23 protein-coding genes are annotated in these 24,810 nt (G+C 37.1%); all 23 read left to right on the top strand.

Annotated features, from left to right (window positions below):
- The first annotated feature begins 14 nt into the window (after positions 1-14).
- The 23 genes from asd to BMY13_RS12190 all read left to right on the top strand — a co-directional run bounded on the left by asd (position 15) and on the right by BMY13_RS12190 (position 24,612).
- The gene (gene asd / locus BMY13_RS12300) at positions 15-1,061 is read left to right on the top strand and encodes an aspartate-semialdehyde dehydrogenase (RefSeq protein ID WP_092504967.1); all 1,047 of its coding nucleotides are present in this window, start codon (positions 15-17) and stop codon (positions 1,059-1,061) included.
- 16 nt (positions 1,062-1,077) lie between these two features.
- Positions 1,078-2,304: an aspartate kinase gene (gene dapG / locus BMY13_RS12295; protein ID WP_092504964.1), complete on the top strand. Its 1,227-nt coding sequence runs from the start codon at positions 1,078-1,080 to the stop codon at positions 2,302-2,304.
- A 28-nt stretch (positions 2,305-2,332) separates the two neighbouring features.
- On the top strand, positions 2,333-3,196 hold the full coding sequence (gene dapA, locus BMY13_RS12290) for a 4-hydroxy-tetrahydrodipicolinate synthase (RefSeq protein ID WP_092504962.1): 864 nt from the start codon (positions 2,333-2,335) through the stop codon (positions 3,194-3,196).
- Positions 3,197-3,308: 112 nt separating this feature from the next.
- Positions 3,309-4,043, top strand: coding sequence for a ClpP family protease (locus tag BMY13_RS12285; protein WP_092492895.1), 735 nt, complete (start codon positions 3,309-3,311; stop codon positions 4,041-4,043).
- Complete coding sequence (locus BMY13_RS12280) at positions 4,043-4,246, top strand: YlzJ-like family protein (RefSeq protein WP_092492894.1); 204 nt, start codon at positions 4,043-4,045, stop codon at positions 4,244-4,246. Before BMY13_RS12285 ends, BMY13_RS12280 begins: the two co-directional genes overlap by 1 nt.
- A 137-nt stretch (positions 4,247-4,383) precedes the next feature.
- Positions 4,384-6,657 carry an FtsK/SpoIIIE family DNA translocase gene (locus BMY13_RS12275; RefSeq protein ID WP_092492893.1) on the top strand — a complete coding sequence of 758 codons (2,274 nt, stop codon included), beginning with the start codon at positions 4,384-4,386 and terminating at the stop codon, positions 6,655-6,657.
- 227 nt (positions 6,658-6,884) lie between these two features.
- Positions 6,885-7,610, top strand: coding sequence for a GntR family transcriptional regulator (locus BMY13_RS12270; RefSeq protein WP_092504960.1), 726 nt, complete (start codon positions 6,885-6,887; stop codon positions 7,608-7,610).
- Between the two features lie 103 nt (positions 7,611-7,713).
- Entirely contained in the window at positions 7,714-8,832 is a 1,119-nt protein-coding gene (locus BMY13_RS12265) for a BMP family lipoprotein (RefSeq protein ID WP_092504958.1), read from the top strand.
- A 156-nt stretch (positions 8,833-8,988) separates the two neighbouring features.
- On the top strand, positions 8,989-10,518 hold the full coding sequence (locus BMY13_RS12260; protein ID WP_092492890.1) for an ABC transporter ATP-binding protein: 1,530 nt from the start codon (positions 8,989-8,991) through the stop codon (positions 10,516-10,518).
- Positions 10,515-11,561: an ABC transporter permease gene (locus BMY13_RS12255; RefSeq protein ID WP_092504956.1), complete on the top strand. Its 1,047-nt coding sequence runs from the start codon at positions 10,515-10,517 to the stop codon at positions 11,559-11,561. Before BMY13_RS12260 ends, BMY13_RS12255 begins: the two co-directional genes overlap by 4 nt.
- Positions 11,562-12,521, top strand: a complete 960-nt coding sequence (locus tag BMY13_RS12250) for an ABC transporter permease (protein ID WP_092492888.1) — start codon at positions 11,562-11,564, stop codon at positions 12,519-12,521.
- Between the two features lie 334 nt (positions 12,522-12,855).
- Positions 12,856-14,148: an EF-P 5-aminopentanol modification-associated protein YfmF gene (yfmF, locus tag BMY13_RS12245; protein WP_092504954.1), complete on the top strand. Its 1,293-nt coding sequence runs from the start codon at positions 12,856-12,858 to the stop codon at positions 14,146-14,148.
- Entirely contained in the window at positions 14,141-15,424 is a 1,284-nt protein-coding gene (gene yfmH, locus BMY13_RS12240) for an EF-P 5-aminopentanol modification-associated protein YfmH (RefSeq protein WP_092504952.1), read from the top strand. Before yfmF ends, yfmH begins: the two co-directional genes overlap by 8 nt.
- 8 nt (positions 15,425-15,432) lie before the next feature.
- The gene (gene ymfI, locus BMY13_RS12235) at positions 15,433-16,149 is read left to right on the top strand and encodes an elongation factor P 5-aminopentanone reductase (RefSeq protein WP_092504950.1); all 717 of its coding nucleotides are present in this window, start codon (positions 15,433-15,435) and stop codon (positions 16,147-16,149) included.
- Between the two features lie 75 nt (positions 16,150-16,224).
- Positions 16,225-16,485 (top strand): DUF3243 domain-containing protein, encoded by a 261-nt coding sequence (locus tag BMY13_RS12230; RefSeq protein WP_092492884.1) that lies wholly within the window; start codon positions 16,225-16,227, stop codon positions 16,483-16,485.
- A 183-nt stretch (positions 16,486-16,668) separates the two neighbouring features.
- Positions 16,669-17,460 (top strand): YmfK family protein, encoded by a 792-nt coding sequence (locus BMY13_RS12225; protein ID WP_092492883.1) that lies wholly within the window; start codon positions 16,669-16,671, stop codon positions 17,458-17,460.
- 64 nt (positions 17,461-17,524) lie between these two features.
- Complete coding sequence (locus BMY13_RS12220) at positions 17,525-18,445, top strand: helix-turn-helix domain-containing protein (protein ID WP_092504948.1); 921 nt, start codon at positions 17,525-17,527, stop codon at positions 18,443-18,445.
- A 66-nt stretch (positions 18,446-18,511) separates the two neighbouring features.
- Entirely contained in the window at positions 18,512-19,090 is a 579-nt protein-coding gene (gene pgsA, locus BMY13_RS12215) for a CDP-diacylglycerol--glycerol-3-phosphate 3-phosphatidyltransferase (RefSeq protein ID WP_092504946.1), read from the top strand.
- Positions 19,087-20,334 carry a competence/damage-inducible protein A gene (locus tag BMY13_RS12210; protein WP_092504943.1) on the top strand — a complete coding sequence of 416 codons (1,248 nt, stop codon included), beginning with the start codon at positions 19,087-19,089 and terminating at the stop codon, positions 20,332-20,334. The genes pgsA and BMY13_RS12210 overlap by 4 nt, the downstream gene beginning before the upstream one ends.
- Before the next feature lie 175 nt (positions 20,335-20,509).
- Positions 20,510-21,544, top strand: coding sequence for a recombinase RecA (gene recA / locus BMY13_RS12205; RefSeq protein WP_092504941.1), 1,035 nt, complete (start codon positions 20,510-20,512; stop codon positions 21,542-21,544).
- A gap of 229 nt (positions 21,545-21,773) precedes the next feature.
- On the top strand, positions 21,774-23,333 hold the full coding sequence (gene rny / locus BMY13_RS12200) for a ribonuclease Y (protein WP_092492878.1): 1,560 nt from the start codon (positions 21,774-21,776) through the stop codon (positions 23,331-23,333).
- Positions 23,334-23,447: 114 nt separating this feature from the next.
- Positions 23,448-24,245 (top strand): TIGR00282 family metallophosphoesterase, encoded by a 798-nt coding sequence (locus tag BMY13_RS12195; RefSeq protein ID WP_092504939.1) that lies wholly within the window; start codon positions 23,448-23,450, stop codon positions 24,243-24,245.
- 106 nt (positions 24,246-24,351) lie between these two features.
- Positions 24,352-24,612: a stage V sporulation protein S gene (locus BMY13_RS12190; protein ID WP_092492876.1), complete on the top strand. Its 261-nt coding sequence runs from the start codon at positions 24,352-24,354 to the stop codon at positions 24,610-24,612.
- Positions 24,613-24,810: the final 198 nt, after the last annotated feature.

The following is a 24,810-nucleotide window of genomic DNA, read 5'->3' as shown; positions in this document are numbered from 1 at the left end:
GAGGTGTCTTTACAATGACAAAGAAAACAGCATACAATATTGCAGTAGTAGGTGCAACTGGAGCGGTAGGCAAAAAGATCACTCAAATACTTGAGCAAAAGAACTTTCCAATAAATGAGCTGAAGCTTTTATCATCAAAGCGGTCAGCAGGCACAAAGCTATTGTTTAAAAATCAGGAGATAACAGTGGAAGAAGCTACACCAGATAGTTTTGCTGGCGTAGATATTGCTTTATTTTCAGCTGGAGGTTCTGTCTCTAAACAGTTAGCACCTGAGGCAGTAAAACATGGAGCAGTAGTAGTTGATAATACAAGTGCATATAGAATGGACAATGAAGTTCCTTTAGTAGTACCAGAAGTAAACGAAGAAGATATTAAATCACATAAAGGAGTTATTGCAAATCCAAACTGTTCAACTATTCAAATGGTAGCTGCTTTAAAACCAATTCAGGATGCATTCGGAATATCTCGTGTTATTGTCTCGACATATCAGGCAGTTTCAGGGGCAGGTAACGAGGCATGTAATGAGTTGGAAAATCAGACAAAGCAATATTTAAATAATGAGGATATGACAGCTGAGTTATTACCTGTAAAAGGGGATGAAAAGCACTATCCAATTGCATTTAATGCACTCCCACAAATAGATGTATTTCAGGAAAACGGTTATACATTTGAAGAAATGAAAATGATAAATGAAACCAAAAAAATAATGCATGCTCCTAATTTACCTGTAGCAGCTACATGCGTTAGGTTACCTCTTTTCACTTCGCACGCCGAAAGTGTTTATGTTGATGTTGAAAAAGAAGGTTTAGCAGTAGAAGATATATGGAATGTGTTAAGGGATGCAGAAGGGGTAATTCTGGAAGATGACCCAAATACACAAACATATCCAACGCCATTGAGTGCTTCAAACAAAGAAGAAGTATTTGTAGGTCGCGTGCGAAAAGATTTGGATAATAATAAAGGAATTCATTTATGGGTTGTATCGGATAATCTTGTAAAGGGTGCTGCATGGAACACGATTCAAATTGCAGATCGTTTGATCAAAAATAACTGGCTATAATTTTAGAGGTGAAATAATGCAGGTATTAGTACAAAAATTTGGTGGTACTTCGGTACAGACTGAAGAAAATAGAAATCATGTCATTAAACATATTAAAAATGCTCTGATTAAGGATTATAAAATAGTTGTTGTTGTATCTGCATTGGGGCGTAAGCCTGATCCGTACGCTACAGATACATTACTGGATTTAATAGGTTTTCCTTCGAATCATAACTCAGACCGTGAGCTGGATTTGTTAATGTCCTGCGGTGAGACAATTGCTTCGGTTGTCTTGTCAAATGAACTTCAAAAAAGTCATATAAGTGCCTCAGCTTTAACTGGAGCACAGGCTGGATTTATTACAAACGATGATTTTAACCAGGCAAAGATAAAAGAAGTAAGAACGGAGCGTATCCTAAAAGAATTTGAACAGCATGATGTAGTAGTTGTCGCTGGATTTCAAGGACAAACATCTACAGGCGAAATAACAACGATTGGTCGCGGTGGCAGTGATACTACAGCTGCTGCTCTAGGTGCTGCACTGCAAGCGGACAGTATTGATATTTTTACCGATGTAAATGGAGTTATGACTGCAGATCCGCGTGTTGTTTCTACGGCTAGGCCGCTAGATATTGTTACGTACACAGAAATATGCAATTTAGCATATCAGGGAGCAAAAGTTATTCATCCTCGTGCTGTTGAGATTGCGATGCAGGCCAAAATTCCAATGCGTGTGAGGTCAACATACTTACAGGAAGAAGGAACATTGGTTACTGCATCTAGATTACAGGAATTAGCCAGAGATATTCCAGACCGGTTAATAACTGGAATTGCTCATATTTCGTCTATAAGCCAAATTAAAGTACAAACTAAAGAAGAGGCGCATCGGTTACAGTCTGAAGTGTTTAAAGCAATGGCCGAGGCTGGGATTTCAGTTGATTTTATAAATATTTCACCGACAGGAGTAATTTATACAGTTCCAGATGCACATACAAAAAAAGCAGTGCATATATTGGAGACACTGGGTTTTCAGCCAGAAATAATTGAGAATTGTGCAAAGGTATCCGCTGTTGGTGCTGGAATGACAGGAGTTCCGGGCGTTGCTTCAAGAATAGTTCAATCACTGACCAATGCCGGTGTACAGATTTTACAATCAGCAGATAGTCACACAACTATTTGGGTTCTCATTCATGAAAATGATTTAAATGCTGCTGTTAATGCATTACATGATGTTTTTGAATTAAGCGGTGATAATGCGGTATAAGGTATAGAAAGAGGGTAGGTGTACTAACATGAAGTTTGGCAAAGTTTTAACAGCAATGGTGACACCACTTGATAACAGTGGGAGAATTGATTTCGATCAGACCACCAAATTGATCGAATATTTACTGGAAAATGGCAGTGAAGGTTTGGTTATTGCTGGTACCACTGGTGAGTCGCCAACATTAACTGTAGAAGAAAAGGTTGCTCTCTTTAAGTACGTCGTAGAGAAAGTAAAAAAAAGAGTTCCAGTTATTGCTGGTGCAGGAAGCAATAATACAGCTTCAGCTGTCGCGCTAACAAAAGATGCGGAAGCGGTTGGAGTAGATGCTATAATGCTTGTTACGCCGTATTATAATAAACCTAATCAACAAGGGCTTTATGAGCATTTTGCTACAATTGCAAAAGAAACAAATTTACCGGTTATGATGTATAATATACCTGGTAGATCTGTAATAAAAATGAATGCTGATACAATTATCCGCTTGAGTGAAATCGAAAATATTGTTTCAGTAAAGGAAGCCAGCGGCGATCTTAATTTGACATCAAATGTTATTGAAGGGACACCTGATAATTTTAGTGTATATTGTGGAGAAGATGCATTAACATTACCAATGCTCGCAATTGGAGCAGATGGCGTTGTCTCAGTTGCTTCTCATGTCATCGGAAATGAAATGAGAAAAATGGTTAATGCATATCAATCTGGAGATGTAAAGAATGCTGCATCATTACATCGGAAATTATTACCTATTATGAATGGTTTATTTGCTGCGCCATCACCAACACCAGTCAAAGCAGCATTGAAAATGAAAGGTATGGACGTTGGTGGTGTTCGATTACCATTGGTGCCACTTACTGAAAAAGAAGAAAGTACGTTAAAAAAGTTAATTCAATAATAAAAATTATCGGCAGTGTATGCCGATAATTTTTTATTCCTTGTATGGTAAACTTCCACTTCGTTCATACTAACGTTATACGTACTGAACATAGAAAAGGGAGTGTCTATAAATGGATAAGAATCCATCAAAGAAGGATGATCAGAATCAAGAAGATCAATCAAATCCATCTTCACTAGTACAAAAAATTCAACAGTTGGGTCAATCAAATGTCCCGCAAGCGCCAGACTCCAATATTCATGTATTGTCTATCATCGGCCAAGTTGAAGGACATGTCCAATTACCTCCTCAAAATAAAACAACAAAATACGAACACTTGCTGCCACAACTTATTGCAATTGAACAGAACCCTAAAATTGAAGGGCTAATTGTCTTATTAAATACAGTCGGTGGTGATGTGGAAGCAGGTCTTGCACTATCTGAAATGATTGCATCCATTTCCAAGCCGACTGTTTCTATTGTGCTAGGTGGAGGTCATTCAATAGGTGTACCAATTGCGGTAGCTACAGATTATTCATATGTTGTACCCACAGCCACAATGACCATTCATCCAATTCGATTAACAGGACTTGTGATTGGTGTACCTCAAACTTTTGAGTATATGGATAAAATGCAGGATCGAGTAATTAGCTTTGTTACTCAACATTCGAATATAAAAGAAGAAAAATTCAAGGAATTAATGTTTGCCAAAGGGAATCTTACACGGGATATTGGAACAAATGTTATAGGGGATAATGCAGTCGAATATGGTCTGATAGATGCAGTAGGGGGAGTAAATGAAGCGATGAAAAAAGTAAATGAAATGATTAAGAATAATAAACAAACAGAAGATCAGGTGATGCAGTAATGTTATATACACCTTTATCTGAAACAGATATTTTTCCATATTCCGAAAAGGATTTCTCCAATCGTCACTGTGTTTCCTATAAAGGAAAAGATTTATATGTAGAACAGACAGAAGATGGAAGTTATCAATTATTACAATTATTGTCCTCTGACCCTCAGGACTTTATGAATAGTGACTACAACCCTGGAACTATTTTACGGTAATGTATAAGCTATCAGAAAAAATCTGTGCTATAATGTAATTAATTGCATTGTAAAGTCAGCCCTTGCCTATTAAAATGGCAGGGGTTTGCTATTCAATTGTTATTATTGACTGCCCAGAAGTAATAGAGGTGATAATTTTGGCAAAGAAAAAAAGGAGAAAAAAGAAAAGTCAATTAAAGAAACAAGTGAAATTTGAATTATTAGGATTACTATTTATTTTTCTAGCTATTTTTGGAAGTGGTGCTAGTGCTATTAGTGATGGAGCAATTCCAGGAGGTCTTGAATATATTTTTCGATTCTTTTTAGGAATCTGGTATTTTATTGCTTCTATTTTCTTACTGATTACAGGAATTATGTTGATGGTTAAAAGACGCTATCCAAATTTCACTAATAAAAAAATGATCGGCTTTTATATTATTTTTATTGGTGTATTACTGATAACGCACATTCAGACATATGAAAGACTATTATTGTTGTCAGAGGATACATCAATTATTAAAACAACATGGAACAATTTTTTCGCATACATAGATGGTAGTATTTCCTCTACACAAACAGGTGGGGGGATGACTGGAGCAATTCTTTTTGCGTTTTGTTATTTCTTATTTTCATCTGTTGGTGCAAAGATTGTTGCTATTTTTTCAATCATAGTTGGTTTTATTTTTATTACAGAGTTTTCCTTAGGTGACTTCTTTTCAAAATGGACGAAACGAATATCTAATACTATGAAGTCTATTAAAGGTAAATGGAAAGAATCACGTGTAAATAAGGATATCAATAACGGAGAAGAAATTTATGAAATGAATCCTGAACCTGAAACAGGTACTAATCAGGTTGAACCAGTGATTGAGGATTTCACAGATATTGCTTATTCGTTTGATCCAAATGAATCGACTAAACCTGCTATTGAAGAAGAAGTAGAAGAATCTAACGAAGAAGGTAAAGAGCCAGAGAATGAAAATCCATTGCCGATGACAGAAGCTGAAAACTATGAATATATATTGCCTTCACCAAGTTTATTAGCCGAACCTTCTCAAAGCTCACAACAACATGAAAAGTCACATATTCAGGCTACCGTTAAAAAATTGGAACGGACTTTTAATAGTTTTGGCGTGAAAGCTAGGGTTACTAAGGTACATGTAGGTCCTGCAGTTACCAAATATGAAGTATATCCTGAGGCAGGAGTGAAAGTTAGTAAGATTGTTAACTTACATGATGATCTTGCTCTGGCGTTAGCGGCAAAAGACATACGAATAGAAGCGCCAATACCTGGGAAATCAGCTGTAGGAATTGAAGTTCCTAACCAGGAAATAGCGATGGTCTCATTAAGAGAAGTGCTGGATAGCACACTAAATAAGCAAGCTTCAAAACTATTATTTGCACTAGGCAGAGATATATCCGGTGAATCTGTAGTGGCTGAGTTAAATAAAATGCCACACTTGCTTATCGCGGGTGCAACAGGAAGCGGGAAGAGTGTTTGTGTAAATGGAATTATCACGACAATATTAATGCGTGCAAAACCCCATGAAGTAAAAATGATGATGATTGATCCAAAGAAAGTAGAACTTAACGTCTATAATGGTATTCCACATTTACTAGCACCTGTTGTTACCGATCCGAAAAAGGCTTCCCGAGCTCTGAAAAAAGTGGTTGCTGAAATGGAGAGAAGGTATGAACTATTCTCTGACACAGGGACGCGTAATATAGAAGGCTATAATGAATATATCCGTAAATACAATCAGACATCAGAAGAAAAACAACCCAATCTACCATATATTGTCGTGTTAGTGGACGAGCTGGCAGACCTGATGATGGTCGCATCAAACGACGTAGAAGATGCAATTACTAGATTGGCACAAATGGCAAGAGCAGCAGGTATTCACCTGATATTGGCTACACAACGGCCCTCTGTTGATGTAATTACCGGTGTAATTAAAGCCAATATTCCATCAAGAATTGCATTCAGTGTGTCATCCCAAACTGATTCACGTACAATCCTGGACTCAGGTGGTGCAGAGAAACTTTTAGGCCGCGGAGATATGCTGTTCATGCCGGTAGGATCCTCAAGACCAACTAGAGTTCAAGGTGCATTCTTATCTGATGAAGAGGTTGAGCGGATCGTTGATCATAGTATTGAGCAACAAAAAGCGAAATATCAGGAAGAGATGATACCAGAGGAAGCTAATGAAGTTACATCGGATGTTGATGATGACTTATATGATGATGCTGTTAGACTTATAACGGAGATGCAGAGTGCCAGTGTATCAATGCTGCAACGCAGATTCCGAATTGGCTATACACGGGCCGCTCGTTTAATAGATGCTATGGAAGACCGAGGCATAGTTGGACCGTATGAAGGCAGTAAACCCCGAACTGTGCTTGTTTCACAAAGCGAGGAAAAGTCTTCATAAAAAATTATGACGGACAGTTATTCCTATAATAATAGGAAATAGCTGTCCGTTCAACTTGCTAGTTATAACTTCGACTTTCGAACTATATTTAAATAAGTTTTTTTATGTAAATTTGCCTATATCTATTTATTTATTAAGCTAAAAGTGTTATATTTATGTCGAATATAAGAGTCATACGTCAGATGTCAGATCTCTTTTTGTTAATTACGGAAGATTGGAGGGGTGTCATGTCGATTAAGATAGATTCACGTCAATTATACTTGCGAGTAATTGATGAAATAAAGCGGGACATTGAAAATGGTACCTATAAAACGAAGCAGAAACTCCCATCAGAATTTCAACTATCAAAGTTATTAGGGGTCTCGCGTGCCACTCTAAGGGAAGCATTACGTGTGTTGGAAGAGGAAAATCTAGTGACACGGCGACATGGTGTAGGGACATTTGTAAATCCAAAACCAATCTTTTCTTCAGGAATAGAGCAGTTAAATAGCGTTACATATATGATTGCACAATCCGGGAAGACTCCTGGTTCCCAGTTTCTATCAACAGAACTACTTGAGCCATCTGAAGATGAGCGGTTAAAGTTTTCACCAAAAGAAATTTGTTCACTCGTAAAAATCGAGCGTGTTCGCACAGCGGATAACGAACCTGTCGTTTTTTGCATTGATAAAGTTCCAGAAGGTTTAGTGCCAATAGATTTAATTAACAAAAAAGATTCATTGTTTAAACTTATGGAGGATTTTTCAGGAAAAAGAATTTCGTATGCGGTAACATACATTGAACCTGTAAGCTATCATGATCGTATTTACGAGATTTTAAAGTGTGATCCTGAACAATCATTGCTTTTATTAAAACAAATGCATTATACCGATGAAGATGAACCGGTCTTATATTCGGTTAATTATTTTCGGTCTGATTTTTTTAGTTTTCATGTTTTAAGAAAGCGTTTGTAAGGGGTTTCAATATAACTTTAGTTAGGGAGGTGATTGAAGGATAATCACTTTATATCTTTTTACTTAACTTTTATTATTTATCCAAAAATAGGGGGTTCTTAATTTGAAAAATCGTAAATTTATTTTATTGGCTGCAATGTTGCTAATGATTGGTATGATTCTTGCTGCGTGTGGTGGCGGATCTGGAGAAGAAAACACGGATGGCGACAACGGATCAGGCAGTGAGGACAATACAGCAAACGAAGAAACTAGTGACTTTTCCTCAGCAATGGTTACTGATGTAGGCGGTGTTGATGATAAATCATTTAACCAGTCAGCATGGGAAGGTTTAAATGCATGGGGAGACGAACATGGTCTTTCAAAAGGTGAAGGATTTGACTATGCACAATCAAATGATAAGTCAGATTATCTACCAAATTTAACACGTCTTGTAAAACAGGACTATAACCTGATATTTGGAATTGGCTACAAATTACATGACGCAATTGCAAAAGTTGCAGGGCAATACCCTGAGACAAATTTCGCTATCGTAGATGATGTTGTTGAAGAGTCAAATGTTGCTAGTTTAACATTCAAAGAGCAACAAGGATCATTCCTAGTTGGTGTAGCAGCAGCTATGAAAACAAAAACTAACAAGGTTGGCTTTGTTGGCGGAGTAGACGGAGCATTAATTAACAAATTTGAATCAGGATTTATTGCAGGGGTTAAATCAGTAGACCCTGAAATTGATGTAGATGTTCAGTATGCAGAATCTTTCGCAGCACCAGACAAAGGTAAATTGATCGCTTCAAATATGTATGGTAACGATGTGGATGTAATTTATCACTCTTCAGGTGCAACTGGTAATGGTGTTTTTGCTCAAGCAAAAGATATTAAACAAAATGATCCTGAACGTGAAATTTGGGTTATCGGTGTAGACCGTGACCAATATGAAGAAGGACAAATTGGTGATCATAATGTAACACTTACATCTATGGTCAAACGTGTTGATATTGCAGTACAAGATGTTTCGAACAGAGCTATGACTGATGATTTTCCAGGCGGAGAAGTATTGGCTTATGGTCTTGAAGATGGCGGTGTAAGCGCTGCAAAAACGAATGAAGAAGCATTAACAGATGAAATTGTAACTGCAATTGAAGATTGGAAAGAGAAAATTATAAATGGCGATGTGGAAGTTCCTCAGACTCGTGAAGAAACTGATGCTTTCGTTGAAGCTCTTTAATAGTTAATTGGTGTTAAAAGGCTGGTTTACCAGCCTTTTTTCACCCTACTTAATTTAGAAAAGAAAATCCTCAAATGAAGAGTCATTCTTCCAGCCCTTTTCATTTGGCGATTTTTAAAAAATTAAATTGAGAGCTTTAAAAAGGAGTGAAGTGATTTGGATTATGCAATAGAAATGCTAAATATACGTAAAGAATTTCCAGGAATTGTTGCAAACGATGATATAACCATACAAGTTAAGAAGCAGGAAATACATGCGTTATTAGGTGAAAATGGTGCTGGAAAATCTACATTAATGAATGTTCTCTTTGGGTTATATCAGCCTGAAAAAGGCGAAATTAGGGTTGAAGGTAAAAAGGTAAACATCACTGACCCGAACATAGCCAATGATCTAGGTATAGGTATGGTCCATCAGCATTTTATGTTAGTTGATACATATACCGTTACACAAAATATTATTTTAGGCAGTGAACCAACAAAATTCGGTAAAGTAAATTTGAAGCATGCAGAGCAGGAGATTCAGGCATTATCTGATCGATATGGACTAAATGTAGATCCAACAGCAAAAATTCGCGATATATCTGTTGGAATGCAACAACGAGTAGAAATTTTGAAAACGTTATATCGTGGGGCTAACGTGCTGATTTTAGATGAACCGACAGCTGTCTTAACACCACAGGAAATTAAGGAACTTATTGATATTATGAATTCATTAGTTGCTGAAGGGAAATCGATTATTTTAATCACTCATAAGTTGAAAGAAATTATGCAAGTATGTGATCGTTGCACTGTTATTCGCAAGGGTAAAGGCATTGACACTCTTAATGTGAAAGATACAAATGTAAACGAACTGGCATCATTGATGGTGGGGAGAGAGATTAGTTTCAAAACAGAAAAAAAAGAAGCAATACCTCAAGAAAACGTCTTAAGTATTACTAATCTCAATGTACAGGATATTAGACGAGTTAATATTGTTAAAGGGTTAAACCTCGATGTTCGAGCTGGAGAGATTGTTGGAATAGCTGGTATTGATGGTAATGGACAAACTGAATTAGTAGAGGCAATTACTGGGTTACGTAAGGCGCAATCCGGGTCTATTAAAGTTAGCAACAAGGATATTACCAACTTTAAACCTCGTAAGGTTACAGAAAGTGGTATCGGACATATTCCGCAAGATCGGCACAAATATGGATTAGTACTAGACTTTGCAATTGGAGATAACATGGTACTTCAAACATATTATCAGAAGCCTTTCTCGAAAAATAAAATATTGAACTTTAAAGAAATCTATAAAAAAGCTAATGAATTGATTGAAGAATATGACGTAAGAACTCCAAGCGAATATACCAAAGCAAGTGCGCTATCTGGAGGAAATCAACAAAAAGCGATTATTGCTCGAGAGGTCGATCGCTCACCAGACTTACTAATTGCAGCACAACCTACAAGAGGTCTTGATGTAGGAGCTATTGAGTTTATTCATAATAAACTAATTGAGGAACGTGATAAAGGAAAAGCTGTCTTGCTGATTTCTTTTGAACTGGATGAAATATTTGATGTTAGTGATCGAATTGCAGTAATGTTTGATGGTCAGATTGTAGCGAATGTCAAACCTGACGAAACAGACGAACATGAGCTTGGTCTCTTGATGGCTGGCAGTAACAAAGATGAGGCAGGTGAAACTCAATGACATCTAATCGTTTATTTAATATTTTAATTCCAATAATTTCTGTTCTGCTCGGTTTAATAGCTGGAGCATTTATTATGTTGTTTTCAGGATATAATCCGATAAAAGGCTATATGGCATTATGGTCAGGGGCTTTTGGCGATTTGTATTTTATGGGTGAAACAGTCAGACAAATCACACCTTACATTCTAACCGGTCTTGCAGTTGCATTTGCGTTCCGTACCGGTTTGTTTAATATTGGTGCTGAAGGTCAGGTTATTGTTGGGTGGCTTGCCGCTGTTTGGGTAGGCTTAGCTTTTGATGCACCAATGATTGTCCATTTACCATTGGCAGTACTTGCTGCCGCAGCAGCAGGGGCGCTATGGGGATTTGTTCCTGGTATTCTGAAAGCAAAACTGGGCGTACATGAAGTTATTGTAACGATCATGATGAACTATATCGCTTTGTACGTGACAAATGAATTAATTAGAAGTGTATTAACAGATAACCTGGATAATACGGAATCTGTCTCTGCTTCAGCATCATTGGCATCAGAGTGGCTACAAGGCCTTACCTTCTTTTCGAGAATGCATTACGGTATATTAATTGCATTATTAGCTGCTATTATTATGTGGTTTATTATACAAAGGACTTCAATAGGATACGAACTGAAATCTGTTGGATATAACGAACATGCATCAAAGTATGCTGGAATGAATGTAAGTAAGAACATTGTCTTATCGATGGTAATTGCCGGGTCTTTCGCTGGGCTAGCGGGAGCAATGGAAGGATTAGGTACATATGGATCTATCTCTGTTATGTCAGGGTTTACCAATCTGGGTTTTGACGGGATTGCCGTTGCATTATTAGGTGCGAATACCGCAATTGGAGTTGTACTTGCGGCGATATTATTTGGTACATTAAAAGTTGGTGCAGTGAATATGCCGACTGTTGCAGGTGTTCCTACTGAACTTGTTGATATTATCATTGCATTAATTATCTTCTTTGTAGCATCAAGTTATATTATTAGATGGGCAATACTTCGCTTCAAAAAGGAGGAGAAATAAATGGGGCTTGTAGATCTATTACAATCAATTATTCCGCCCGCACTTTTCTTTTCAGCGCCCTTAATATTTACGGCATTAGGTGGAGTATTCAGTGAACGTTCAGGTGTTGTTAATATTGGATTAGAAGGTTTAATGATAATGGGTGCATTTGTTGGAATTGTTTTCAACTTAGCATTCGCTGATGTTTTAGGTGCATGGACACCATGGATTTCGATTCTGGTTGCTATGGTAGTTTCGGCTATATTTGCAATGATTCATGCAGTGGCATCTGTTTCATTCCGTGCTGATCAGGTTGTAAGTGGTGTCGCCATTAACTTTTTAGCATTAGGGTTAGGTGTCTTTTTAACGAAACAGTGGTACGGAAAAGGTCAAACTGATATGGTTAGCGAACCTTTCTACACAACCAACATTTTAGGGTTAAGTGATATTCCGTTTATCGGCCCTATATTCTTCCAGGGCATATATGTAACATCATATGTTGCTATTATCCTTGCATTCATCGCTTGGTATGTATTGTATAAAACACCATTTGGATTACAGTTGCGTGCTGTGGGTGAACATCCAATGGCAGCAGACACAAACGGTATAAACGTTTATAAAATGCGTTATATTGCTGTTATTCTATCAGGTGCATTTGGTGGTTTAGGTGGTTCAGTGTTTGCTTTAACTATCGCATTAAACTTCTCGCATGCAACAATTGTTGGCCAAGGGTTTATGTCTCTTGCAGCAGTTATATTTGGAAAGTGGCATCCACTAGGTGCGATGGGAGCTGCGTTATTCTTTGGTTTTGCACAAAGTTTAAGTGTTATAAGTTCAGGCGTTCCATTCTTGGAAGATGTACCACAAGTATTATTATTAATTGCACCATATGTATTAACAATATTGGCTTTAGCAGGATTTATTGGTCGAGCTGAAGCACCTAAAGCAAACGGTGTCCCGTATATTAAGGGTGGCAGATAATATTAGATAACTTGGCATTCGTTAAATGGATTCTTATGAAAGAGTAGTCAATCTTCATTTTTCATGAAATTAGATGAGCTTGACTTTTCGCGATTATGACGAAAAGTCGAAGTGAATCGATGCTTGGAAAGCGAAAAGGACCCACGAAGAGCCTGGTGGTTTAGTAAATTGACTAGTAGGACTTGAATTTTATAGTTTCCTAAACAATTATAAAAACCTGGTTTGTTATTATATTAATAGCAAACCAGGTTTTTATGCTATAAAATAACAATTATAAGAGCACACTAAAAATAATTGAGTTCAAAACAAAATACATAGCCCGGGAGGGTCATAAATGGATAAGACGGTTGAAGACGTGACGCATGAAAATGGGGTAAACCTTCATGTTGTCCCAAGTAAAAAGTTCAAAACGGTGACGATTACAGCAAAGCTAAAAGCTCCATTATCAAGGGATACCATAACAAAGCGTGCGTTACTTCCATATGTTTTACAGCAGGGAACAAAATCTTTTCCAAGCAGGAGTGACATACAATTAAAACTTGACAGCTTATATGGTGCTGTTCTTTCGATGGGGGGAGGAAAGAAAGGGAATAACCATATCCTCAGTATCCGTATGGAGGTGGCCAATCAGAAGTTTATTAGTAATGAATCCGCTATTCTAGAAGAGGCAATGGCATTATTAAATGAAGTTATCTTTCATCCGTACAGTGAGAATGGAGCTTTTAAACAATCTATCATAGATAGGGAAAAAGATACATTAAGACAAAAAATGAGTGCTATAATTGATGATAAAATGAGTTATGCCAATATGAAGCTAATTGATGAAATGTGTGATAACGAACTTTATAAACTGCATGTTCACGGGTTTAAAGAAGACCTGGATTTGATTACTGCTGAAAATCTTTTTGCATACCACCAAACTGTATTGCGGGAAGATCAACTGGACATCTATGTATTAGGTGATTTTGATACTGCAACAGTAAAGGAAAAGGTACAATCAACATTCCACCGTGATGAACATCAAGTTGAACCTTATAAAAAGGAAGAAGCAAGCAAAGAATTAAATCTGCAGCCGAATGTTGTCATTGAAAAACAGGATATCCAGCAAGCAAAGCTGCATTTTGGATATCGAACACACAGTACTTATCAGGACGACGATTATTTTGCACTGCAAGTATTCAATGGTCTTTTTGGTGGATTTCCCAGTTCCAAATTATTTATCAATGTCAGGGAAAAAAACAGCCTTGCTTATTATGCAGCATCAAGATTTGAAAGTCATAAAGGGTTATTATTTGTGTTTAGCGGTATAGCTCCCAATGATTACGAAAAAGCTAGAGAAATTATTGAACTGCAGATGGATGCAATGAAAAATGGTGATTTTTCTGCAGAAGAGATGGATAATACCAAGGAACTAATTATTAATCAGCTGCTTGAAACCATGGACGACACACAAGGTATGATTGAGTTATTGTACCAGCAGGTTGTTGCAGGGACAGAAAGACCACCGCAAACGTTAATTGATGGTATTAAACAGGTAACAACAGAAAATGTAATCGAAGTAGCAAATAAAATTGAACTGGATACGATATACTTATTGACCGGTAAAGGAGGCGAATCAGATGAATAAGTTAGCATATGAAAATATTGATGAAGCAATATACACAAACCAGTTACAAAATGGATTAACTGTCTTTTTACTTCCAAAGACGGAGATGTCAAAAACGTATGGTGTCTTTTCCACTAACTATGGATCGATTGATCAAACATTTGTGCCGATAAATGGCAGTGAAGAAATTACAGTTCCCGAAGGTGTCGCCCACTTCCTGGAACATAAGATGTTTGAAAAAGAAGATCGGGATGTATTCGAAGATTTCAGTAAACAAGGTGCATCACCAAATGCCTATACATCATTTACAAAGACGGCATACTTATTTGCCGCTACAAATTATATTGAAAAAAATGTTGAAACATTGCTCAACTTTGTTCAGGATCCTTACTTTTCAGAGGAATCAGTAGAAAAAGAAAAAGGAATCATCGCTCAGGAAATCGAAATGTATAATGACCAGCCTGATTGGCAGTCTTTCACCGGCACACTCAGGAGTATGTTCCATAATCATCCTGTTAAGGTTGATATTGCAGGTACAGTTGATTCGATTAACTCAATTACAAAGGATGATTTATATACGTGTTATAATACGTTTTATCATCCTGAGAATATGACACTGTTTATTGCGGGTAACTTTGATGCAGAGAGTATGATGGATTTAATTCAAAGTAACCAGGACTCCAAAGACTTTGCTAAATTGGATGCCATTAAACGGGAATTCCCTGAAGAACCAAAAGACGTTGCAATGAAAGAAAATAAGATTGTGATGCCGGTTTCCATTGCAAAGTGTACTATAGGTATTAAAGAATCATCAGGAGAACTAAGTAAACAGGATTTCTTGGAGAGAGATTTGCTCCAAAGCATGATTATAGACTTTTACTTTTCTAAAAGTGGTGCTTTTTATCAAAAGTTATATGAAGAAAACCTTATCGACAGCAGTTTCTCATTTGAAACTAATTTAGAAAAAAACTTTGGCTATTCTTTTATTGGTGGTAATACAGATAATCCTAACCAATTTGTTGAAAGGGTTAAGGAGCTTTTGAAATCAACAAATGACGCTACATTTACAAAAGAAGAAGTTGATCGGATGAAAAAGAAAAAAGTTGGTCAGTTATTACGAGCGATGAATTCACTTGAATTTATTGCAAACAAATATATCCATTACCACACGATAGGAATAGATTTATTTGAGTTGATACCGTCTATCCAATCATTGACCGCAGATCAGTTTAATTCATTTGTGCAGGATTGGATACAGGACGATCGTATTGCTGTTTGTAAAATTGTTAACGAATAGGAGATTATATGGGGAAAAACGTATTATTGATTGGAGCTAGTGGTGATATAGGCGGAGCTATTGCAGAATCTCTTGCAAGCGAGGGCTATAAACTTATACTGCATTACCATAAAAATAAGCAAGCAATTGACAGATACAGATTAAATCTTAATAATGAATCGATTTTAACCGAAGTTCAGGCAGATCTAAGCGTGCAATCTGAAGTTAAGCAATTATTATTAGAGCTTGTTTTCCCGGTTGATGCAATTATTTTTGCGAGCGGCAAGGCTCACTATGGATTATTTCAGGATTCAGATGAGAAAGTAATGGATGAAATGCTTGCTTTACACGTGAAAACACCTTGGTTGATTACCAAGCATTTACTCCCTGCGATGATTCAAAATAAGCAAGGAAAGATAATATTTATTACTTCTATTTGGGGTGAAATTGGTGCAAGTAATGAGGTAATGTATTCATCTTTGAAAGGTGCCCAAAATAGCTTTGTGAAAGCTCTAGCCAAAGAGGTTGCACCCTCAGGAATTTCTGTGAATGCTGTTAGTCCTGGATTTATCGACACGAAAATGAATAACCATTTGCTGCCGGTTGAAAAGGAGACAATAACAAGTGATATACCAATTAACCGCGCTGGAACAGCAGATGATGTTGCCAATGCAATCCTTTTTTTGATAAACGATAAATCTAGTTATATTCAAGGAGAAATTATTAATGTTACCGGTGGCTGGTAATCCTAAATAGTTATGTATAAACTTGCTAAAAAATCAAATACTAAACATGTAAAAAATTGAAGGAGGCAGATTTGTATGTCCGTTCTGGATAATTTTGAATCATGGAAAGGTTTTTTAGCCAATAAACTGGAGCAAGCAGAGTCGCAGGGTATGAGTCAGCAGGCCGTATCGAATATGGCATACGAAGTTGGTGATTACTTAGCTAAAGGTACAGAGGCCAAGAATAATGAAGAAGCTGTGCTAAGAGAGCTTTGGAACGCAGCGGATACAGATGAAAGACATGCGTTAGCTAATACAATGGTTAAACTCGTACAGAATCAGGGAAATACAAATTAAAATTATCTATATAAATAGGGAAGCTGTTAATGAATAAATGCAGCTTCTTTATTTTTTCTATATAGATATGCATAATCTTCTTTTCACGGGACCTAAAATCCTTTATTATAGTTATATAGATAGATTGCAATAATATGTTTGTTTCGTTACCATTAATACAGCATGAATATAAAGGGGCTTATTATGGAAAAGACAGAATGGTATCTTGAATATGAGATTCAATATAATCGCCCTGGATTACTGGGTGATATTTCTTCCTTGTTAGGAATGCTCTCTATTAATATTATATCTATAAATGGCGTAGAGAATTCAAGAAGGGGTATGTTATTACTTTCAAGAGAAGACGAACAAATCACTCGATTGAAATCAATTTTACAAACGATGGATATGATAGAAGTAAAAAAATTACGTAAACCCAAACTTCGTGATAAACTAGCTGTAAGACATGGGCGATATATACATAGCGATGCTGATGATCGAAAGACTTTTCGCTTCGTCCGTGCTGATTTAGGTGTATTAGTTGACTTTATGGCGGAGTTATATAAAAAGGAAGGTCATAAATTAATTGGTATTCGTGGCATGCCGCGTGTAGGCAAAACGGAATCAATTGTAGCTGCAAGCGTTTGTGCAAATAAGCGTTGGTTATTTGTATCAAGTACTTTATTAAAGCAAACCATCCGAAGTCAATTAATACAAGATGAGTATAATAGTGATAATTTGTACATTATTGATGGTATTGTCTCGACTAGGCGTGCCAATGAAAAGCATTGGCAGCTAATTCGTGAGATAATGCAGCTTCCTGCCATTAAAGTTGTGGAGCATCCTGATATGTTTGTACAAACTACTGAATATAAATTAGATGACTTTGATTATATTATTGAATTACGCAGCAATGAAGACGAAGCAATTACATACGAAACAGTTGAGAAGGATCAATTCAGTCAGGATAACGGCTTTTCGATGTTTGATTTCTAGCAGTTAAGAAAGTATAAATGCTTTATTACTGCATAAGTGCAACTAAAAATGGATGGTGTTATTTATGGAGATAGGATTAAGACTAAAAGAAGCTAGAGAAGAAAAAAAGATATCATTGGAAAGTTTACAGGAAACAACCAAAATTCAAAAAAGATATTTAGAAGCAATCGAACAAGGTAATTTCCATATATTGCCAGGAAAATTTTATGCTAGGGCATTTATTAAGGAATATGCAAATGCAGTTGGTTTGGATTCAACCGAGCTACTGGAAGAATATAAGGATGAGATACCACAGACTGAAGCAGAGAGTTCTACCCAATATACCCAAATTCATCGATCACGCAAGGACAATAATCCAACAAAAAACACAGCCATTTTCTCGTTTATTCCAACTATTATTGTTGTTCTTTTAGTGATAGGTATCGTTTTTGCAGCATGGTATTTCTACCAGCAAACATTGTCTAATGACAGTTCAGAACCGGTAGATACACAAAATGATAATGAGGTTACTTATAACCCTGATGAAAACAAACAAGATGAAGAACAAGCAGAAGATGATAACTCCGATGCAGGTTCTGATGAAACAGATGAAGAAAATAATGACTCACAAGCTGAAGAAGCAGATCAGCCTCAACCAGAATTAACAGTAAGTGAAAAAGGTACTGGATCTAGCCCTGAGTCAACGCTTACTATGGAAAATGCAAGTGAACAGGTAATGGCTAAAATAGAGACATCAGGTGAATCCTGGCTTGAAGTGGAGAACGGTGATGGAGAATCTTTGTTTTCAGGGATGTTTACTGCTGATGATTCTCCACTTGAACTAGATTTGTCTGGAGCAGAGCGCGTCTGGTTTAAAGTTGGATCCGCACCTAATTTGGATATTACTATAGATGGTGTAGAGGTTAATTATCCAGTTGATGAGAATGATTATGTACTTCAAAAACTTTGGATAAATATTAACAAAGCGAGCGCGCAGTCAAATTAGTGATAGTCATTCCATTTTAACCCCTTCCTTATATGGAAGGGGTTTATACCGTAGGAGGAAATAGTTGTGAATATACCAAATAAAATTACGCTCTCACGTATATTTTTAATTCCAATTTTCATTATTTTATTAAGTGTTCCATTCAACTGGGGTGTATGGGACATTGGCGAGTCCTCTCTTCCTATATCGCACCTAGCTGCCGCAATTTTATTTATCGTTGCTTCAACAACTGACTGGGTGGATGGCTATTACGCCAGGAAGTATAATTTAGTCACAAATTTAGGGAAATTCTTGGATCCACTAGCAGATAAACTGCTTGTAGCTACTGCACTCATTTTACTTGTGGAACTAGGATTGGCGCCTGCATGGGTAACGATTATAATTATTAGTAGAGAATTTGCAATTACTGGCCTTCGTTTGGTAGCTGCAGGTGAGGGAGTAGTCTTAGCAGCTGGTAGCATGGGGAAATTAAAAACAGTGACTCAAATGGTTGCGATTGCGGCATTACTGCTTCATAATTTTCCATTTTCGTATATGGGATTACCTTTTGCTACTATAATGCTGTATGTAGCCTTGTTCTTTACAATCTTATCAGGTTATGATTATTTTGTTAAAAATTGGCATGTTATGAGGGATTCAAAATGACGAAACAGTTTCGAACGGAAATTATCGCAGTTGGCACGGAGTTATTACTAGGGCAAATTGCGAACACAAATGCACAATGGATGTCGGAGAAACTGGCAGCGATAGGAATGAATGTGTTTCATCATTCAGTAGTGGGAGATAATCTGCAAAGAGTGAAGGAACAGTTTCAGCATTCAAAAAACCGGGCAGATGTTATAATTGTTACTGGTGGATTAGGTCCGACAGAGGATGACTTAACAAGAGAAGCTTTTCAGAAAATCGTTAAAAGGGATATAATTGAACACCGACCATCAATGGAAAAAATAGAGGCGTTTTATAGGAAACAAAAATCTAAAATGACCCCGAACAACCGAAAACAAGCGCGCGTTTTTACTGGTGCTGACGTAATTGAAAATAACGTGGGGATGGCACCAGGAATGATTGTATCCGAGAACGATACAACGTGGATTTTTTTGCCTGGTGTACCAAGAGAAATGAAACAGATGATGTCGGATAAGGTAATGCCGTATCTTCAGCAACTAACAGGGGAAAGTTCAGTTATTAAATCCACAATGCTACGGTTTATTGGCATTGGTGAGTCACAGCTCGAGGATGAACTTAGTGATATTATTCAAAATCAAAGTAATCCCACGATTGCTCCTTTGGCACAAAGTGAAGGTATAGCTATTAGGCTAACTGCTAAGGCGAACACGCAAGAAGAGGCTACTAATTTAATCAGCAAGACAAAGCAGCAAATTCAAGCCAAAGTAGGAGACCACATGTATGGAGCCGATGAGCAAACAATAGAGGAGAACGTGTTTGCCTTATTAAAAGCTCAAAATAAGTACATAGGTGCTGCTGAAAGCTTAACAGGAGGTATGTTTACTGAAAAGCTTATAGCTGTTGAAGGTGCTTCTAAAGTAAGCCGTGGCGGACTAGTTTGTTATGATACAAACGTTAAAGAAAATGTATTGCATATTTCGCCTGAAACTATTAGGCAGTATGGAACAGTCAGCGATGAATGTGCTGCAGAAATGTCCAGAAATATTTGTACGCTTTTAGATTCAGATATAGGTATTAGCTTTACGGGAGCAGCTGGACCGGATAGTGTGGAAGGTCATCCTCCTGGAACTGTTTTCATCGCTGTTTATGACAGTTCTAAGGTGAGTATTGCAAGGAAATTTACTTTTCAAGGCAGCCGGCAAACCATACGAAAAAAAGCCACTTTAAAGGGATTTGAACTTTTATATAATTTGTTAAAATAGTATTTTGGCATCATGAATTTACTGTGAAATTGTATTTTCAGAGTCTATAATCTAGTAAACCCCATTTTTCCCGTTTAAACAACATCGAAAAATGAGAACATTTATTCGTTCTTTTCTTGGCAAATGATGAAAAACAAGGTATGATGTAGATAGTTAATTAAAGGAGGTAAGCTCGTTGGGAGATAAAAAACAAGCTTTAGATTTGGCGTTAAAACAAATCGAAAAACAATTTGGTAAAGGTTCTGTGATGAAATTAGGTGAACAGGCTGAACAAAAGATTGCAACAATTCCAAGCGGTTCGTTGGCATTAGACGTAGCTTTAGGTATTGGAGGGTATCCAAGAGGACGAGTGGTAGAAATATATGGACCAGAATCTTCTGGTAAAACAACTGTCGCTCTTCATGCAATTGCTGAAGCACAACGAAAAGGTGGACATGCGGCATTTATAGATGCGGAGCATGCACTTGATCCTACATATGCGCGAGCATTAGGGGTAAATATAGATGAATTATTATTATCACAGCCAGATACCGGTGAACAAGCTCTGGAAATTGCTGAGGCACTTGTGCGCAGTGGCGCTGTAGATATAGTTGTTGTTGACTCGGTTGCTGCCTTAGTTCCCAAAGCGGAAATTGAAGGCGAAATGGGTGACGCACATGTGGGCTTGCAGGCACGCCTTATGTCACAAGCACTAAGAAAACTATCAGGTGCAATTAATAAATCAAAGACAACTGCTATATTCATTAACCAAATCAGAGAAAAAGTTGGGGTTATGTTTGGTAATCCGGAAACAACTCCTGGCGGTCGCGCACTGAAATTCTATGCATCTGTTAGATTGGAAGTTCGCCGTGCCGAGACATTGAAACAGGGAAATGATATGGTTGGTAATAAAACACGAATTAAAGTGGTTAAGAATAAAGTGGCGCCACCTTTCAAGAAGGCAGAGGTCGACATTATGTATGGGGAAGGTATTTCCAAAGAGGGCGAAATAATAGATGTTGGATCTGACCTTGATATAGTTCAAAAAAGTGGTGCATGGTATTCCTATAATGGAGATCGGCTTGGACAAGGCCGGGAAAATGCAAAAGAATATCTGAAGGCTAATGAGAATGTCATGACAGAATTACATGGAATGATTCGTCAACATTATAATTTAGATGAACAGCCAGAAGAAACAGAAGAAAAGGGACAGGAAAGTTTAGATGTATAAGAATATTTAACTGAAGAATCCTTTGCTGGTAATTACTGGCAAGGGATTTAATAATTTGAACGGATTGCTAATTGTTACGATTCCTTGACATTGGCTATACGGACAATTACAATTAAATTGTATAATTTTATATTTTTTATTATACAATTTTATTTATTTATTATTGAACATTGTACATGCCGACAATAATGAATTGTTGTACAACTTATAGCAATAGGAGGTGAACCCCATGGACAGTCCCTTAATCATCTCCATTTTGCTTGCCGTAATCGTCGGTATTGTTGTTGGTTATCTGATTCGTAAATCTATTGCAGAAGCTAAGATTTCCAGTGCGGAAAATTTAGCTAAACAAATAGTAGATGAAGCACACCGAAATGCAGATGCCTCTAAAAAAGAGGCACTTCTTGAAGCGAAGGATGAAAATCATAAACTTCGCCAGCAGACAGAAGATGACTTACGTGAACGTCGAACAGAAGTGCAAAAGCAAGAAAATCGTCTGATGCAAAAAGAAGAAAATCTGGACAGAAAAAGTGAAACGCTGGATAAGCGAGAGCTCTTGTTAGAGAAGAAAGAACAATCACTAACAGAAAAACAACAACAAATTGAAGAAATGGAAAGCAAAGTGGAAGCTGTAATTCAAGAGCAGCAAACGGAGCTTGAACGCATTTCAGGGTATACAACTGATCAGGCAAGACAGATAATTTTAGAGCGAGTTGAACAAGAGGTTAGTCATGAATCAGCATTAATGATTAAAGAAGCTGAAAATCGTGCGAAAGAGGAAGCAGACAAGAAAGCGAAAAGTATTCTTTCGTTAGCCTTACAGCGTTGCGCGGCAGACCATGTAGCTGAAACAACTGTATCTGTTGTAAATCTTCCTAATGACGAAATGAAAGGTCGAATTATCGGCCGTGAAGGTCGTAATATTCGAACTTTAGAAACGCTTACCGGTATTGACTTAATTATTGATGATACACCGGAAGCAGTAATTTTGTCAGGTTTTGATCCAATACGTCGAGAGACAGCTCGTATGGCTCTAGAAAAACTCGTACAAGACGGTAGAATACACCCTGCAAGAATAGAAGAAATGGTGGATAAAGCCAGACGTGAAGTAGATGAATATATACGAGAAATTGGAGAGGAAACAACGTTTGAAGTTGGAGTACATGGATTACATCCAGATTTAGTTAAAATACTTGGTCGCCTAAAATATCGTACAAGCTATGGTCAAAATGTGTTAAAGCATTCTACAGAGGTAGCGTACCTTTCCGGACTGCTTGCTGCTGAGTTAGGTGAAGATGAAACACTTGCAAGAAGAGCTGGCTTACTTCATGACATTGGTAAAGCCATTGATCATGAAGTAGAGGGAAGTCATGTTGAAATTGGGAAAGAACTAGGAATCAAATACAAGGAACATGAGGTTGTCATTAATTCTATTGCTTCTCACCATGGTGATGAGGAAGCTACTTCCATTATTTCCGTTTTGGTTGCTGCAGCAGATGCACTATCCGCTGCACGCCCTGGAGCAAGAAGTGAAACATTGGAGAATTACATTAAGCGTCTTGAAAAACTGGAAGAGATATCCGAGTCGTTTACAGGTGTAGAAAAGTCATTCGCTATTCAGGCGGGAAGAGAAATTAGAATTATGGTTAAACCTGATGAAATTGATGACATTGATTCAGTCAAAATCGCAAGGGATATTCGTAAACGAATTGAAGGCGAATTGGATTACCCAGGTCATATTAAAGTAACTGTTATCCGAGAAACAAGAGCAGTTGAATATGCTAAATAGTGACCAATTAGAGGAACTAGATTAATAAAAGCGGCCAGCTGGTCGCTTTTATTTTTGCTTTAAAGTATAATTTGAGTGTGAAACATATTATTACTTGTTAGGATGAGAAAAATTATGAAAATATTGTTTATTGGTGATGTAGCAGGATCTCCTGGAAGAGATATGGTTCAGCATTATTTACCAAAATTAAAAGAAAAACACCGTCCACATATAACTATTATTAACGGGGAAAACGCAGCATCTGGAAAAGGTATCACTGAGAAAATTTATAAGCAATTTCTTGAGTGGGGTGCTCAGGTTGTTACAATGGGGAACCATACTTGGGATAAAAGAGAAATATTTGAATTTATAGATGACGCCAAGAATATGATTCGGCCGGCAAACTTTCCGGAGGGTACACCCGGAAAAGGGCTTAAATTTGTGAACTTAAATGGAAGTGAAATTGCTGTAATTAATATGCAGGGACGCACTTTTTTACCTGCACTTGATGATCCGTTTCGTAAAATGGATGAACTAATTGAAGAAGCGAAAAAACGTACAAGCATTATTTTTGTAGATTTTCATGCAGAAGCTACAAGTGAAAAACAGGCAATGGGTTGGTACTTGGATGGTCGAGTCAGTGCTGTTGTTGGTACACATACACATACTCAAACTGCTGATGATCGAATTTTACCACAAGGAACAGCATATATTACGGATGTTGGGATGACTGGACCTTATGATTCAATTTTAGGTATGGAAAAGGAAGCAGTTATGAAAAAGTTTCTCACAAGTTTACCAGTACGTTTTGAAATTGACACGAAGGGAAGAACTCAATTAAACGGGTTTTTAGTTACAATAGATGATAAAACTGGAAAAGCAACTAAGGTTGAGCGTATTTTAATAAACGATGACCATCCATTCTTTGGTTGATTATTTGAATGTTTAGAATTATTGATGCATAATAAGGTAATAAGCTATCATCTCCAAGAATATAGTAGCAATAGAACTACAATAGTAATTGAAGGAGGTACTAGTAATGGAAGTATTGAAAGTTTCAGCAAAATCAAATCCAAATTCAGTAGCAGGTGCACTTGCGAATGTCTTACGGGAACGTGGAACAGCGGAAATGCAGGCGATTGGCGCTGGTGCATTAAACCAGTCCGTCAAAGCAGTAGCGATTGCCAGAGGATTTGTAGCGCCAAGTGGAGTTGATTTAATTTGTATTCCGGCTTTTACTGATATTATGATTGATGAGGAAGAACGGACAGCGATTAAACTAATTGTGGAACCTAGATAACTTACTAAATATAATATTAAGTGTTGCGCAAATGCTGCGTAACACTATTTTTATGACAAATTTAGTAAACTTTCTATTTCCAGGTAGTTTTTCATTGCGCTAAACTGCTCATGTATTGTTTAATTTGCCTATAGCCTTTATAATTTAATAATGTACATCTATGTCATTAATAGCGTTTTATATATAAGAAAGGAGTTT

The organism is Virgibacillus subterraneus (assembly GCF_900110695.1).
GTDB lineage: Bacteria > Bacillota > Bacilli > Bacillales > Amphibacillaceae > Lentibacillus > Lentibacillus subterraneus.
This window is presented reverse-complemented; position numbering and strand designations above follow the sequence as displayed.